At 53.1% G+C, this 14,566-nt stretch carries 12 protein-coding genes; 9 read left to right on the forward strand and 3 right to left on the reverse strand.

The window, feature by feature from the left end:
• The first annotated feature begins 65 nt into the window (after positions 1 to 65).
• The 3 genes from ACFFJP_RS02145 to ACFFJP_RS02155 all read left to right on the forward strand — a co-directional run bounded on the left by ACFFJP_RS02145 (position 66) and on the right by ACFFJP_RS02155 (position 3,470).
• Positions 66 to 572, forward strand: coding sequence for a hypothetical protein (locus ACFFJP_RS02145; protein WP_377240002.1), 507 nt, complete (start codon positions 66 to 68; stop codon positions 570 to 572).
• Between the two features lie 97 nt (positions 573 to 669).
• Positions 670 to 1,539, forward strand: a complete 870-nt coding sequence (locus tag ACFFJP_RS02150; RefSeq protein ID WP_377240004.1) for a hypothetical protein — start codon at positions 670 to 672, stop codon at positions 1,537 to 1,539.
• A 143-nt stretch (positions 1,540 to 1,682) separates the two neighbouring features.
• A complete protein-coding gene (locus ACFFJP_RS02155; protein WP_377240006.1) occupies positions 1,683 to 3,470 on the forward strand; it encodes a putative bifunctional diguanylate cyclase/phosphodiesterase in 1,788 nt (595 codons plus the stop codon).
• A gap of 250 nt (positions 3,471 to 3,720) precedes the next feature.
• Here ACFFJP_RS02155 and ACFFJP_RS02160 read toward each other — a convergent pair whose 3' ends face one another.
• A complete protein-coding gene (locus ACFFJP_RS02160) occupies positions 3,721 to 5,361 on the reverse strand; it encodes a S8 family serine peptidase (protein ID WP_377240008.1) in 1,641 nt (546 codons plus the stop codon).
• Between the two features lie 472 nt (positions 5,362 to 5,833).
• On the opposite strand from ACFFJP_RS02160, the gene ACFFJP_RS02165 reads away from it, so the two are divergent.
• Entirely contained in the window at positions 5,834 to 8,122 is a 2,289-nt protein-coding gene (locus tag ACFFJP_RS02165; protein ID WP_377240010.1) for a sensor domain-containing diguanylate cyclase, read from the forward strand.
• 59 nt (positions 8,123 to 8,181) lie between these two features.
• Here ACFFJP_RS02165 and ACFFJP_RS02170 read toward each other — a convergent pair whose 3' ends face one another.
• Positions 8,182 to 9,075, reverse strand: coding sequence for a dienelactone hydrolase family protein (locus ACFFJP_RS02170; protein WP_377240012.1), 894 nt, complete (start codon positions 9,073 to 9,075; stop codon positions 8,182 to 8,184).
• A gap of 302 nt (positions 9,076 to 9,377) precedes the next feature.
• Between ACFFJP_RS02170 and ACFFJP_RS02175 the strand changes: the two genes are divergently transcribed.
• The 4 genes from ACFFJP_RS02175 (at position 9,378) to ACFFJP_RS02190 (ending at position 13,301) form a co-directional block, all read left to right on the forward strand.
• Positions 9,378 to 10,418: a LacI family DNA-binding transcriptional regulator gene (locus ACFFJP_RS02175; protein ID WP_377240014.1), complete on the forward strand. Its 1,041-nt coding sequence runs from the start codon at positions 9,378 to 9,380 to the stop codon at positions 10,416 to 10,418.
• A 154-nt stretch (positions 10,419 to 10,572) separates the two neighbouring features.
• Positions 10,573 to 10,779: a hypothetical protein gene (locus ACFFJP_RS02180; protein WP_377240016.1), complete on the forward strand. Its 207-nt coding sequence runs from the start codon at positions 10,573 to 10,575 to the stop codon at positions 10,777 to 10,779.
• A 36-nt stretch (positions 10,780 to 10,815) separates the two neighbouring features.
• A complete protein-coding gene (locus ACFFJP_RS02185) occupies positions 10,816 to 12,486 on the forward strand; it encodes a GGDEF domain-containing protein (RefSeq protein ID WP_377240018.1) in 1,671 nt (556 codons plus the stop codon).
• Positions 12,487 to 12,503: 17 nt separating this feature from the next.
• Positions 12,504 to 13,301: an SAM-dependent methyltransferase gene (locus tag ACFFJP_RS02190; RefSeq protein ID WP_377240020.1), complete on the forward strand. Its 798-nt coding sequence runs from the start codon at positions 12,504 to 12,506 to the stop codon at positions 13,299 to 13,301.
• Positions 13,302 to 13,328: 27 nt separating this feature from the next.
• Here ACFFJP_RS02190 and ACFFJP_RS02195 read toward each other — a convergent pair whose 3' ends face one another.
• Complete coding sequence (locus ACFFJP_RS02195) at positions 13,329 to 13,904, reverse strand: hydrolase (protein ID WP_377240022.1); 576 nt, start codon at positions 13,902 to 13,904, stop codon at positions 13,329 to 13,331.
• A gap of 92 nt (positions 13,905 to 13,996) precedes the next feature.
• Here ACFFJP_RS02195 and ACFFJP_RS02200 point away from each other — a divergent pair, with 92 nt between their 5' ends.
• Complete coding sequence (locus ACFFJP_RS02200; protein WP_377240024.1) at positions 13,997 to 14,407, forward strand: cupin domain-containing protein; 411 nt, start codon at positions 13,997 to 13,999, stop codon at positions 14,405 to 14,407.
• The last annotated feature ends 159 nt before the right edge of the window (positions 14,408 to 14,566 follow it).

Raw genomic sequence — 14,566 nt, forward strand, 5'->3', positions numbered from 1 at the left:
TGTGGTTGTGCAGCGTGACTCTTGTAGACTGGCAGTTATGTTATGCGTTGCATCAGGATCTGGCAGTGAGCGGTTATGTCTGCGATGCGCTCAGCGAGGCGCAAATCCGTCAGCGTTTCGACAGCCGTCTGCAGCCGTGGACGGTGCAACATCCGGACATGATGGCACCGACGATCCAACGGCAGGACAATGCTGAAACGATCGGAGTGATTGGCCTGCGCAGTGACTGGTTCAATAAAAAGGCTTTGGCGATATTGTGCTGGAATACACTAGTGTATTGTCAGCCGCGCAGTTGGCGCAGTTTCAGGTATGCCAGATTCAGGAGGCTATCCTTTTACCTCTGCTTATTTTGCCTGCGCCCGCGATGCGGCGACCCGCGCGATCCTAACATTTCGCCGGCCACTATAGAATCAGCAGTTGCTGCTCGAGCTTTTCCCTGTGGTAGAACAAACACAGTCGTGGCAGGTCTGGCAGCAAATGATGGTCGCCCGTTAAACGCTGCATACTGCCATTGTGGTCTCAGTCCCGCTTTTCGCTATAAAATTAGTTTTTCAGGAACATCAACCGGATAGGCAGGATCCGGTCGGTTTGCCCGTGCTGTCAGTTTGACACTGCCAGCTGTACTCCTACACTGCAAACACACTGTGGCCGGCTGACAAGGAATTGGTTATGCATGGGCTGAAATTATTCCTCTGTTTTTTATTGTTACAGCCGCTGCATGCGACCGAGTTATTGCTGCTATCGCTGACACCGCCGGTGGATTATCAGGATGAATATAACGATTATCATCCGGTGAAAATGGTGCGCCAGGTGTTGAAGTATTATCCCGAGCCCTATGCTATTGAATCGGTCAGCCTGAACCGTGCCTTTGTGGTGTTACGCAAAACGCCGGGCAGCTGTACGCCGGTGGTGCGTAAATCGGCAGCCCGTCTGCAGGAATTTTTGTTCAGCAGCGCTTTTATTATCGCGCCAGATATCCGCCTGCTGGTGAAAACCGGTTCCCCTTGGTCGGCCCGTTTACAACGGATGCAAGATCGCAATGGCCGGATTAGCCTGGAAAGTCTGATGCAGTTGCCGCATCCGCCGGTGCTGGCGACTGAAGATGGCCGCTCTTATGGGGACAAACTCGACCAGTTGCTGACATTGCTGCGCGAAGTGCAATCGGTGTATGTCCGCACCGCGAAAACAGCGCGTTACGGTGATTTACTGCCAATGCTGCAGAAGGATTTTGTCGATGCCACGCTTGAATTTGTCGAAGCGCTGCCGGCTGAAGAAAAAGAGAAATTCACCGCATTCCGGCTGACCGAAGCGGCTGATTATTCGCTGGCGTATTTCGCTTGTGCCAATGATGCACAAAGTGCCCAGATCATGCAGCAGCTGGATCAGGCCATCATGGCGTTTCGCCTGTCCCCGGAGTTTCGGCAAATGTTATTGTCACCTTTTCCTGAAACTGAGCGGCCCAAGGTGTGGCAGGCCTGGCTGCAATTGAACTGGCAGCAGGAACAGCCTTCGGCGGTAGCGCAACCACATTTGTGGTAACTGCTGCAGTATTGATCGGCTGGTCACGTTCTTTTGATGTGAAAAGGTTGAATTCAATGGCGTGCATTCGTGATGCTGGCTTTTGCCTGCTATAACACAAGGACGCATTGGAGCAATGAGTGCACGCCTGCATGCAGACACAAATGAGCGCCAGAACGCTGAACCGCATCTTATTCACAGGCGGCGTCGTCGGGCTTGGCACTGCGCTGTTGTTGTATATGGAGCAAATTTATCCGCTGTCGATGGTGATTGACGGCGGAGCGGGTTTGTTGCTGGCGTTGGGATTTGTATGGCGCAAACAGCTGCAACCGGAGCAGAAGTTGTGGTTACTGATGAGCTGCGGGGGCGTTGTCGGTGCTGTTGCCGTGCTGCAGGGGCCTTTTACCGCGGATGGTCTGATGGTGCTGGCCGGTGTGTCAGCGCTGGCATTTAGCAATTGGTCCGGTGGCAAAGCACTGTGGATCCCAGCCTTATGTCTCAGTTACCTGTTATGCCTGACGCTACTGGTCGCGCTGCGATATGTCCAGTATCCGCTGAATGTATTGGCGGACGTCAATCATCCGGGATTGTGGCTGATCACCAGCGGGTCATTTTTATTGTTATTGCTGGCAATAGGTGCAAGTATTTTTGAGCTGAAAGCGCGGCTCTGGCAAAAAATTCAGCATCTGCAAACCAGCAATCAGCAATTATTCAGTGCCGCCTATCACGATGAGCTGACCGGCTGCGTCAACAAACATCTGTTACAACAACAGCTCGACCCTCAGCTCAAAGCGGGCGGTTGCGGCACTTTACTGGTACTGCGGTTGACACATTTACGTCAACTCAACGCATTACACGGTCATCAGCAAGGCGATGAGTATATCCGGATGCTGGCGCGCCATTTGGCAAATAGTCTGCGCTCGCCGCAACAGCTAGCGCGGCTGAATGGCCCCCAGTTTGCTATCTGGCTGCCGGATCTTTCTGACGCGCAACCGCTGGTAAAGCAGCTGCTGCAGGTTTGCCAGGCCGAGCTGGATCTGGGACTGAGCGGGGTCAATCTGATCGCAGCTGCCGTGACTGCCCCGGCGCATGGCGCTGATTTGGCCGAGCTGTTAAAAAATGCCGATGTGGTGTTTAGTCACCAACGTCAAGGTGAGAGATTTACCGCGTTTTCGGCACAAATGGCCCAGCAACTGAGTGCACACAGCCTGGCCAAACAACGGGTGCGCCATGCGCTGGATACCCAACTGTTTTATCCGGTTTATCAAAGCAAAGTCAGTAGTCATGACAGCCATATTTGTGGTTTTGAAGGTCTGGCGCGGATGCAGAGTTTTGATCAGCTGCCGCCATTGACGCCGGGGCAGTTTATTCCGCTGTTGCACGAAGAGGGCTGGATGGATGAGTTTGGCCGCTCGATGTTACAGCTGATTATTGGTGACATTCCGTTATTGCAGCAGAAATTCGGCGCGGCGTTAAAAGTCTCGGCCAATGTGTCACCACCGCTGTTTCTGGCGCAAGGCTTCACCGCTTTTATTCGTGACTGTCTGGCGCATCACCGGGTGGCGCCGCAAAACTTGGTGCTGGAGATCACCGAAGAGGTGTTTGCCATTGAACCAGCCCGGATCATTGCCGTGACGCAGGAATTGCAGCAGATGGGGGTTGAAGTGTCGCTGGATGATTTTGGTACCGGCTTTTCTTCGCTGAAATATCTGCAGCTGGTGCGGTTCGATGAAATCAAAATCGATAAGTCTTTTGTCGATCGGATTGCGCTGGATGACAACAGTTTTGTGTTATGCGCCGCCATTTGTCGTTTAGGTACTGATTTGGGCTGCCGTATTGTGGCGGAAGGTGTAGAGCAAGCTGAACAGGTCGACCAGATCCGCCGCACCGGCTGCCAGCAAATGCAGGGGTTTTATTATGCAAGGCCTGTGTCGTTAACGGCGCTGTTGTAGGTGTATCGGTTATCGCCTAGCGGCTATTGAAGGTGCAATTCGCTTCGCTCTTTGCACCCTGCGCCTCGCATTTGACGTAGGGTGTGTAGAGCCGCGCGAAACACACCGGGTGTCGCACAGCTGCTATGGAAGGTGCAATTCGCTTCGCTCTTTGCACCCTACGCCTTGTATTTGACGTAGGGTGTGTAGAGCCGCGCGAAACACACCGGGTATCGCATACCGGGTATCGCACACCGGGTGTCGCTACCTGTTACTGGCAGCTGCCGTTATTTTTCCACACGTCCCATTGGCCGGATTTTTGCGCCGGGTTTTCACCTTGCGTCCACCATTTGGCTGTGTATTTGACACCCTGATGCGCGACGCTGTTACCGGCTACATAAATACCGGTGGCCGACCAGGTTGGCAGACCGTTACAGCCGCCGGTGTTGCCACTGCTGACGCTCAGTGTCTGACTGACGCTGTGGCTTAAGCCTTCCGCGTCTTTGACGGTCAGGGTGACGGTGTAACTGCCATCTGCCGCGTACGTATGGGTCGGTGCGTTTGCGCTGGAGCTGTTGCCATCACCAAAGGTCCAGGTGCTTGATACCACGGCTTTATCGTCAGTTGACTGATTACTCAGGGTTACGCTTCGGCCGTTGATGCTGACGTTGAACTTGGCGACCGGCGCCTGGTTCTGACCCGTGCCGCCGCCGTTACAGCCAGCGGTCAGATAGTCATACGCGGCTTTGGCGTTGATAATACCAAAGCCAAAATTGACATCGCGGCCAGCGCTGCCTTTGTCCACAGCCGTTTTATTCAGTGCATTGCGGATTTGTACGTTGCTGCACTGCGGATAATGGCTCCAGACCAAAGCCGCAACGCCCGATACATGCGGAGTTGCCATCGACGTACCGCTAATTGATTTGTAACCGCCATCCCGCCAGGTTGAATTGACGCCAACCCCTGGCGCGGCAATTTCCACCTGATTGTTATATTGCGAGAAACTGGCTTTGGCACTGTTGCTGTCGACCGCAGCAACCGACACCACGGCATCATAAGACGCCGGATAGGACAAAGTGTTGTTGCCGGCGTTACCTGCAGCGGCTATGTGCAGCATGCCCGCGGCATAACTTTGTTCAAAGGCCGTGCGTTCCGCGGTAGATTGACCACTGCCGCCCAGGCTCATGCTGGTGACATTGGCGCCGGCCGCTTTACATTGATTAATGGCGGCAATCAGGTCGGAACCATAGGCCCAGTTGCCGGCATTGTTAAACACTTTGACGATATGCAGCTTCAGCTGGCCGTTGCGGTTGACGCCGACCACGCCTTGATTGTTACCGCCGACGGCGGCGATAGTGCCGGCGACATGGGTACCATGACCGTTGCCGTCTTCATACCAGTTACCGGTGTCGTTATTGCCATACCCATCATCACCGGTGACACCGCTGTTAATCAGATCGGGGTGATTCAACGTATAGCCGGTGTCCAAAATACAAACCTTGCGATTACTGACCAGGTTATCCGGCACCTGCAAGGCTTTTACCATCGCAATACCATAAGGCGTGGATTCTGCTTGCAGATAGCGGATTGGGTCTACTTCGACCAATGCCACTTGCGGGTTGGCTTTGACCTTGAGCAGTTGCTCCGGCGTCAGCTCGACGCTGATCAGATTTTGCTCCGGTACCGTGAGTTGTGGCTCCAGTTGCAAAGCATTGGCAAAGTGTTGCAGGCGTTGTTGCTGTGCCTGTAATGAAGCTTGTTGGTGGGCGCCTTCGAGTTTTGCGCCGGCGTTAAGGACCACGATATAGCGGCTGCTTTGCTCCGCTGCGCTCAAGCTGCTGGCGACACAGAGTGCAAGGGCGCTGATGGCAAGCCCGCTCCGGCGGGAGTTTAAACGAGATAAAACGTGCATGGTGGTGTTTCCTGTTGTGCTGATTTTTTATTGTTGACGTCTGTTATTTTTAACATCTGTGGATGTGCGACTCGGACAGCCATGCAGGCTGGCTGAAATGACAACGCTGTCGGTGCAAGATTAAAGCAACAAAACTGTCACGCTCCGGCTTGATATCTGCGCGATAAATTTTGGATAAAAGCAGGATTTAGCGGTGTTTAAATTAGAGTTTTCACTAAGTGCGTGAAATATAAACCGTGTTTTTGCTGGCCCTGTAATCGGTCTGAGGTGTCGATTCATGCTGCGACGATTTGGTCCGAAGCGGGCGCCGTGCCGTACCGTAGTCAGTGTGGCCGCATCGCTGTCGCAAAAATAAATACTAAATGTTGTGGTAAAACTGGTAACTGGCGGCGGGACTGCTAATTTTGCCTGACAAGTGCTGGATTATTCTGTGGCAACTCCGAACAATCAAGGCAGATGCAGAGACTGATGTATGAATGAAGTAACGCGCTTAGATACCATCGCCGAGTACTCGTTGCAGGTCGCTGAAGAAGACCCGAGCCTGAACCAGTTGCTGGCCGCATTGGCGCAATTGTTTGATGCGCCTATTGCGCTGGTCAGTCTGATCGGCGCTGATTTCCAGTTTTTTAAAGCCCGCTATGGCCTTGCTGCAGACAGAACCCGGCTGGAAGATGCTTTTTGTGCCCATGTCGTGGCACAAGACGCGCCGCTGGTGGTGGAAGATGCCAGCATACACGCCGATTTTCATCATAACCCGCTGGTGACCGGCGACCCGCATATCCGCTTTTATGCCGGTGTACCGCTGCAGCTGAATCATGTACCGGTTGGCGCTGTCTGTGTCATCGATAAGGTTCCCCGCACGGTCAGTGCGCTGCAGCTGGCTTTGCTGGAGAAAGTCAGTGCGCATGTATCACATTATCTGACGCTGTGGCATCAACATAAGCAGCTGCAGCAGGAACAGGACCTGCTGGAACAGTCTCCTGCAGTCCTGATGCAATGGCGTAATTTACATGGCCTGAGTCTGAGTTATGTGTCTGGTAATATCGACACTCTGTTTGACCTGCCGGCAGAGGCGCTCAGGCAGAAACAAGCAGTGCTCGAAGACTTTATTCTGCCATCCAGTCTCAATGACTTTAATTTTCTGCTGACTAACCACCAAAGTGGGGTTGCAGCTGCCGAAGCGCATTTCCAGATTAAATCACGGAACAACAAGCTGTTTTGGGTCAAATTAATCTCGCGGGCGTTTTTCACCAATGACGGCCGGCTCGATGCCATTCACGCCATGCTGATTGATCACACCGCGAATCGCTACACCGAGGTCAAACTGACCGAAACCAATCAACAGATGCGCCTGTTATTAGATGCATCAGGCCTGGGAACCTGGGATTGGAATATTCAGTCGGATGTCAGCAAAGTAAACCGGCGCTGGTGTGAAATGCTCGGGTTGGATTATGAACTCTTCGATAGCAGCAGTTTGTTCTGGCGCCAGCTGATCCATCCAGCTGACCAGACTGGCCTTGACGCCGAGCTACAACGTCATCTTGACGGTAAAACGTTGGTGTTCAATACGGTGTACCGGATGAAACATCAGGCTGGACATTGGGTCTGGATTGAAACTTACGGCAAAGTCGTGACGCGCGACAGTCAGCAACAACCGGTTCGCCTAGCCGGCACGCACCGCGATATCACGGCCAAAAAAGAAGCGGAGTTACTGGAAACCAAACAGCGCCAATTGCTGAGTTTTATCAATAAAGCGCAGGCGATTTACCTGCGAACCGGTGATTTGTCAGATGCCTGTCGTGAAGTGTTAGCCGAATTGACCGAGATCGCTGACAGTCAGTTTGCATTTATCGGTCAGATGCTGCCACATAACGGGCAGCAGAGTCTGTTTATTCATGCAATCACCGAGTTGTCCTGGAATGAACACAGCAGCCAGCTGGTGGAATTGTATCAGCAGGGCCAGCTGTATTTTGACAGCTTCGATAACCTGTTTGGCAAAGTGATCACCAGTCAGGCACTGATCATCAGCAACGAGCCGGCCAGTCACCCTGCGGCTAAGGGCACGCCGGTCGGGCATCCGAAGATTTTCCGGTTTCTTGGCCTGCCGATCATGCTCAAAGACGGGCTCGTCGGCATGATAGGCCTTGCCAATAAGTTTTCTGATTACAGCGCGGCTGATGCGGCGTTTTTGCAGCCGCTGTGTGATGCGCTGGCGGGTTTGTTTTACGCGGTGGAGCAGGAACAGGCGCGGGTGCGCGCCGAGGAACAGCTGAAGAATCTGGCAATGACAGATCCGCTGACCGGCATCCCGAACCGGCGCGCTTTTATCGAACATTGTGCCCGCTTAAAAAACAGTCCGACTGGCTATGTGCTGGCGATCCTCGATATCGATCATTTCAAAAGAGTTAATGACACCTATGGCCACGCCGCCGGCGATGAGGTGATCAAGCTGATTGGCCGCAAACTACAGTTTTGCCTGCGGTCTGACGATTACAGTGCCCGGCTCGGCGGCGAAGAATTTGCGCTGCTGATTGAACATACCGAAATCGATATGGTGCATCTGTTGCTGGAAAATCTGCGGTTGGAAATCAGCGCCGAAGTGGTGAATACCGCAGATGCCGATGTGTCTGTCACCGTCAGTATCGGCGCGCGTTATGTGCCGGCCGGTGAAGTGGAGGACTTGCACCTGCAAATGGCCGATGCCGATGTGGCCTTGTACAAAGCCAAAGAGAATGGCCGCGATTGCCTGATGTGGTTTTGATGGCCGGCCTTGAAACAAGGCGCGGCCATGAACGGTACAAGATCCAACAAAACGGGCTGTCAGGCCTTCAGATGCTGGTTAAAAAATGCCACAGTCCGCTGCCAGGCCAGTTCGGCGGCGGCTTTGTCGTAGCGGGGCGTGGTGTCGTTGTGGAAACCGTGTTGCGTGTCCGGATAGACAAAACTCTGTGCGTTTTTGCCGGCGGCTTTTAAAGCGTCGTCATAGGCCTGAGTACCGGCATTGACCCGCTCGTCGTTGCCGGCGTAATGGATCAGTAATGGCGCTTTAATCTGCGTAACTTTGCTCAACTCGCCCTGACGGCCATAAAACGGCACTGCTGCCGCTAATGTAGGTAATTCAGTGGCGAGGAAGTTGGCGATCCCGCCGCCATAACAGAAACCAACTACTCCGACTTTGCCATTGCCGCCCTGCAGTTTTTGCAGATACGCCACGCTCTGGACGAAATCCTGCCGCGTTTTGGTTTGATCCAGCTTGCCAAATAATTCACGGGCTTTGTCTTCATCGCCCGGATAACCGCCGAGTGTAAAGAGTGCATCCGGCGCCAACGCGATAAAACCGGCCAGCGCGAAACGGCGCGCTACATCTTCAATATGTGGGTTTAAGCCACGGTTTTCATGCACGACCAACACCACTGGCAGCGGCCCTGTTGCTTTGGCCGGCTTCACCAGATAACCACGCACAGTGCCATTGCCTTGTGGGCTTGGGAATTCAACAAAGCTGGTGGTGATACTGTTATCGTCCGGCTTGACCTGCTGACCCAGCGCATAGTTCGGCGTTAAGGCTTCTAGCACCGATAAAGCGGTAACACCAGCGACCGTAAACTTCGCAGCACCAAGCAAAAAGTCGCGCCGGCTGATATCGCCATGCACATAACGGTCAAACAATCGCATTGTTTCCGGATGAAAATCGTTGGCGGTTTTACGCTCAGACATAAACAGACTCCTGGTGCTTGGTCGGCAAAAAAACGCGGTATTGAGACCGCGGCAATGTATCGATTTTATATACTGCGCCAGGGCCGAAAAAGTGCAAATGTTTTTACTGGGTTTTGAATCAGGCTGGTATTTATCTGCGTTACTGGCGAAAGAAAGCAGTGACCTTTGGCTACATCTATTACGTTTGGTTAAAAACCGAAAAACTGCGTGTCGATTAATCCGGCAAAAAAACGTTAGCCTGTTGTCCTTTCCGCGCGAATTTGTGTATAACGAGGGATTATTGCGGATTTTGTTTGCCATTTATGCCAAAACCGACCCAAACCCTGAAAACCGTCGCCCAGCAACTTGGGGTGTCGACGGCCACTATCTCTAACGCCTTCAGCCGACCTGATCAGCTCTCTGCACAACTGCGGGAAAAAATCCTGACCGCCTGTGCTGAGCTCGGTTATCAAGGTCCGAACAAAGCGGCGCAGTCGCTGCGTAAAGGCAGTTCCGGCATTATCGCGGTGATTTTATCTGATTCGCTGGAATATATGGTTAGCGACCCGGTCGCCAGCCAATTTATCCGCGGCGTCGCCAACGCGCTGGAACAGCATAAACGCCATTTACTGCTGTTTTCCGGCAGTGCACCAAGCCTTGATGCTATCGTCGATTTTGTTGACGGTTTCATCTGTTATGGTGCGCCGCGCAACACGGATTTGATTTCTCAACTGGAAAAGACCCGCAAGCGGGTGCTGACGGTGGATTGCGATTTAACCGACCGGCCGTCAGTCAATATCGACAATGAACAGGCCGCTTATGAAATCGCCCGCCAGGTACTGAGTAAGGATTCAACAGTGGCGGTGTTAGGCTTGCGGCTGATTGACGCACCGGATACGCGTCCAGTCGGCGATGCGCCGCTGTGGGATAATCAAAGCTCTGTCGCTCACCGCCGGCTCGACGGCTATCAACGTGCGTTAAGCGATGTTGGCCAAACTTTAGTGCCAGAGCGGATCTGGCACATTCCGGAAAGTAACCAGCAACAAGCCGCGCTGGCTGCGCGCGCCGCGCTGGCATTAAACCCCAGACCCGACACGCTGCTGTGTATGAGTGACCTGATTGCATTAAGCGCGATGCGTGAAGTGCTGCAGCTGGGCTTACGTATTCCGGAAGATGTGCAGGTGGTTGGTTTTGATGGCATTGAAGAAGGCCAGCGTTACCACCCGACGCTAAGCACCGTTTGGCAACACAGTGACCAAAAAGGGATTGCGGCGGTCGAGGCCTTTATCCGCGGTGAAGAAGGCCGGATGTTATTGCCTTATGAAATCCGCGCCGGCGAAAGCTGCCGTTCCGTGCAGCGTTGAATGGTTCGGGGCAGCTCCCGGTCATTTGGAAAATTTGTGTGAAATTTCAGTGATATGGCTTGCAGCATGGCTTAAAGTGCAATAGATTGAGCCCTCGCTGTTACAACATTATCATTTGGCTCACAATTTTTTCTGAATCAGACACGGAGTATGTATGTCGACTTTAGCGCAATTTATCCAGCAACTGGCCACAGATCCTGCATTACAAGCCGCATACGCCCTAGACGCAGCTGCAACCTTACAACAACATGGTGTCAGCGCAGCTGAAGCCGCCGCAGTGTTAAACGGTGATAAAGCTGCCGTGGAACAGCTGGTTGGTCATGGCGTGAAGCCGGTGACTTATTACTTCCCTGCCAAGTAATTGAAGTTAAAACATATACTGTTCTTTTTCGGAACGTTGTTAAGCGTTCCAGCTTGGTCGGCAAGTGAAATTGCCGACCTTTTAGCATCTGCCGAAAACAACAGAACCAGCAATCCCACACTGACACAACAAAATCTACAGTCAATTGAAGCCAGACTCGCTGAATTAACGCCGGAACAACATGCGCGTTATGTATTTATTTCTGCGTATTCCAGCGCCTTTAGCGGAAAGCTGGATAAAGCAATTGTGTTAGCCGAGTCGATCACAACTACGCCTTTTGTTGACACCCGCGTTAAAGCAAATTTGTTACTTGCCAATATGAACGAATCAATTAAGGATTTTCGTAAGGCATATAGCTACTTATATGAAGCATTAAAAGATTCCCATCATCTGAAAGACAATGCGATCCTGAACAACATCTACACCGTCGCTGCACAGCTACATATCAGCGCTGGTGCCTATGAAAAAGCTTATGAATTCGCCCGGACCATGGAGTCGATCGCTACGACGGAGCGACATTTATGTATCAGTCAGTCACAACAACTGCATGCGTTGATTGGGCTGAAAAACAGTTACGACCCGACCAGTTTTCAATCGGCATTTGCGCACTGTGAAGCCGCAAACGAACGGCTGATGGCACTGGCATTGTATGTTTTTACGGCGGATATTGAATTAAAACGTGACCCGGCTGCTTTGCTGCAACGCATGCAGGACATTTTGCCGGAACTGGAGAAAATCGGCTTCCAGTTTACCATCCTCAAAGCGCGTTATTACCGTGGGCTGGCGCTGTTGCAGCTGCAACGCCTCAGTGAAGCCAAACAGGCACTGCAGCAGGTGTTTAGCCAGGCCGAACAGCTGCAGGACCATGATATTGCCAACAAAGCTGTATTGCATTTGGCCGAACTGGCGGAACAGGCCGGGCCGCAGCCGCAGGCGGTGTTGTTGTACAAACAACATATCGCCGCGCTAAACCAGCACCTGAGCGAATACAAAGAACGCAGTATTGCCTACCATCTGGCGCAGGCCAACTACATGGAAAACCAGAATAAACTGCTGCTGCTGCAACAGCAAAATGCCGTGCTACAGCTGGAAGCCGAGCTGAAAAAACAAGAGTTATGGTGGACAGTCCTGGCTGGTACCGCTTTTATCTGCCTGCTGCTGGCAGTGTTGGGATTATTGCAACGCAAACAACGCCAGTTGTTTTTACTGGCCAATACCGACGGCCTGACCGGCTGCTTAAATCGCCGCCGTTTTAGCGAGCTGGCGCAGCAGTGGCTCAGTCAACATCCGCAGCAAAACGTCGCTTTATTATTGTTTGATATCGATTTATTTAAAAATATTAACGACCGTTATGGCCACAGTGCCGGTGATGCTGTGCTCAAAGCGCTGGTGAGCCGGCTGCAGCAACTGCTGCCGCCTCAAGGCTGGTTTGCCCGGCTTGGCGGTGAAGAATTTGCCATCTGGCTGGGTGGCGCCAGCCTGACCGAAGCCGCGTTGCTGGCCGAACAGTGCCGGTTGGCTTTATGCAACGCCCCCCTGCAGTGGCAACAACAGCAGATCAGCATCAGTGCCAGTTTTGGTGTGGTGGCAGGCCCGGCCCCGGCAGAGCTGGAAACCCTGCTGCAAAGCGCCGATCAGCTGCTGTATCAGGCCAAGACCGCCGGCCGCAACTGTTGTATCAGTAAGCCGCTGCAACGGGTGGAATGATGCGACAGGATAATTTGATGCAACAAGGCCGGTTGCATTGCATCGGGCTTGGCATCACCTTGGGCAGCCAGCTGACACTGCTGAATGCGGAGTTGCTGCGCAGCGCTGATCTGGTGTTTTTCCACGCTAATACACAATATCTGGCCAACTGGCTGGCGCAGTTTAATCCTGCGCTGGTCGATTTACAGCCGTTTTACCGGCCGGGTCAGTCCAGAGCTGTCAGTTATCAGGCGATGGTCGATGCGGTGCTGGACGCAGTTCGGGCCGGCAAAAAAGTGGTTTGGGCCTGTTATGGTCACCCCGGTGTCGCCAGCTGGCCGCCGCATGAAGCGCTGCGTCAGGCCAAAGCCGAAGGTTTCTTGGCCAAAATGGAGCCAGGCATTTCCGCCGACGCCTGTTTGTATGCCGATTTAGGCATAGATCCGATGGCCGAGGGCTGTCAGCAATATGAGGCCAGTCAGTGGTTGTTTTATCAGCGCCAGATTGACGTGTCGGCACTGCTGATTTTATGGCAGGTCTGCATCGCCGGTGATTTCAGCCTGACCGCGCTCGACAGCGAAGCGCAGCGCATCGGTGTGCTGACCAGCGAACTATTGAAACATTATCCGGCCGCACATCAGGTGATTTTGTACGAAGCGGCCGATTTGCCGATTTGGCAACCACGCATTGAGTACATCGCGCTGGCTGATTTACCGCGGGCGACACTGAATCAAATCACCACGCTGGTGATCCCAGCTGTTACCGCGCGCCGTCCCAATCTGGCGGTACTGGACCTGTTGCAGGTGCCCCTTGATCATCCGCTACGACAGGGCTGATCTTCCCACGACTTTATCGCTGTATCTTTAGCGCAGCCAGCCTTTACTGATATGACGAAACTGCGCGGTGCCGGCCCGCTGCAACCATTCAAACGCGACCATTTCACGGCTGACAATCACCACACCCGCTTGCTGTAACCTGCCAAGCGCCAGCTGTTTATCGCTGTCGCGCCGCGATCCACAGGCTTCTGCCACCAGATAAACCTGATAGCCGGCGGCAACTAAATCGAGCGCAGTTTGCAGCACACAGACATGGGTTTCAGTGCCACAGAGGATGATCTGACGGCGGCCGACATCGGCGAAAGCGGCCTGAATATGCGGCTCTTTGTACGCACTGAAATGGATTTTCTCCAGAATTTCTTCGCTTTTCAGCAGCGCCAGCACTGATGGCACTGTCACGCCAAGCCCCTGCGGATATTGCTCGGTCGCGAGCACCGGCACCGCCAGTTCGCGCGCGACTTCGACGAGCCAGCGGCAGTGTTGTTCAACTTCAGCGTTGTTGTGAATGGCTGGCGCCAATTTACTTTGCAGGTCAATCAGTAGTAACAGACTGTGATCGGCGGTTAATAACTCAGCGGCTAATGACTCAGCGGTTAATGACATAAGATGCTCCGGGATCTGTGCAGCCGTTACTATGCCAGTAACTGCTGCTACAGTGCATACTCGATGCAAAAAACTGATTGTTGGAGGCTGATATGGCTGAACCTGCAGAGAAACCGCTGAACCTGCGCGATGTTGCGCTGGTGCTGGATACTCAGCAGCGGGTCCACGCGATGCCAACCGGGCCCGAGTTATACCCGCAGCTGGATACGCAGTTTAATCAATTTCTTGGTTGTGTGCTGTTGTCGGAATATGCATTTAGCGCCAACTGGTCATCCTATGAGATGCATCCGGCCGGCGATGAAGTGTTGTATCTGTTATCTGGCCGCTGTGAGCTGCTGCTGGAGCAACAAGGGCAGACGCAGCGCATTCCTTTTGATACACCAGGGCAGGTGCAGGTGATTGCCAAAGGCTGCTGGCACAGTGCCGATGTCAGGCCGGGTGAGTCATGTCGTATTCTGTTTTTCACGCCGGGGGCGGGTACTGAACAGCGGGCGCGCAGATAGCTGAAATCAGCCAGACAAAAAAATTTCACTTTTCTGTCGCAGTGTTATTGATTCTTAAACGTTTAAGATGTATACCTTGGCACAGCTGTCGGTCATTACACCGGCAGAGCGCTGGAACCCCTGCAACGGAATTGAGTTGGACTGCAGTGTTCCGGTTTT

It is taken from the genome of Rheinheimera tilapiae (assembly GCF_042432165.1).
GTDB classification, from domain to species: domain Bacteria; phylum Pseudomonadota; class Gammaproteobacteria; order Enterobacterales; family Alteromonadaceae; genus Pararheinheimera; species Pararheinheimera tilapiae.

What these genes read in the sequence shown, in the direction of transcription:
- ACFFJP_RS02180 (WP_377240016.1), top strand. Translation starts at nt 10,573, where the DNA reads ATGTCGACTTTAGCGCAATTTATCCAGCAACTGGCCACAGATCCTGCA.
- ACFFJP_RS02175 (WP_377240014.1), top strand. Translation starts at nt 9,378, where the DNA reads ATGCCAAAACCGACCCAAACCCTGAAAACCGTCGCCCAGCAACTTGGG.
- ACFFJP_RS02200 (WP_377240024.1), top strand. Translation starts at nt 13,997, where the DNA reads ATGGCTGAACCTGCAGAGAAACCGCTGAACCTGCGCGATGTTGCGCTG.
- ACFFJP_RS02190 (WP_377240020.1), top strand. Translation starts at nt 12,504, where the DNA reads ATGCAACAAGGCCGGTTGCATTGCATCGGGCTTGGCATCACCTTGGGC.
- ACFFJP_RS02165 (WP_377240010.1), top strand. Translation starts at nt 5,834, where the DNA reads ATGAATGAAGTAACGCGCTTAGATACCATCGCCGAGTACTCGTTGCAG.
- ACFFJP_RS02150 (WP_377240004.1), top strand. Translation starts at nt 670, where the DNA reads ATGCATGGGCTGAAATTATTCCTCTGTTTTTTATTGTTACAGCCGCTG.
- ACFFJP_RS02160 (WP_377240008.1), bottom strand. Translation starts at nt 5,361, where the DNA reads ATGCACGTTTTATCTCGTTTAAACTCCCGCCGGAGCGGGCTTGCCATC.
- ACFFJP_RS02155 (WP_377240006.1), top strand. Translation starts at nt 1,683, where the DNA reads ATGAGCGCCAGAACGCTGAACCGCATCTTATTCACAGGCGGCGTCGTC.
- ACFFJP_RS02195 (WP_377240022.1), bottom strand. Translation starts at nt 13,904, where the DNA reads ATGTCATTAACCGCTGAGTCATTAGCCGCTGAGTTATTAACCGCCGAT.
- ACFFJP_RS02170 (WP_377240012.1), bottom strand. Translation starts at nt 9,075, where the DNA reads ATGTCTGAGCGTAAAACCGCCAACGATTTTCATCCGGAAACAATGCGA.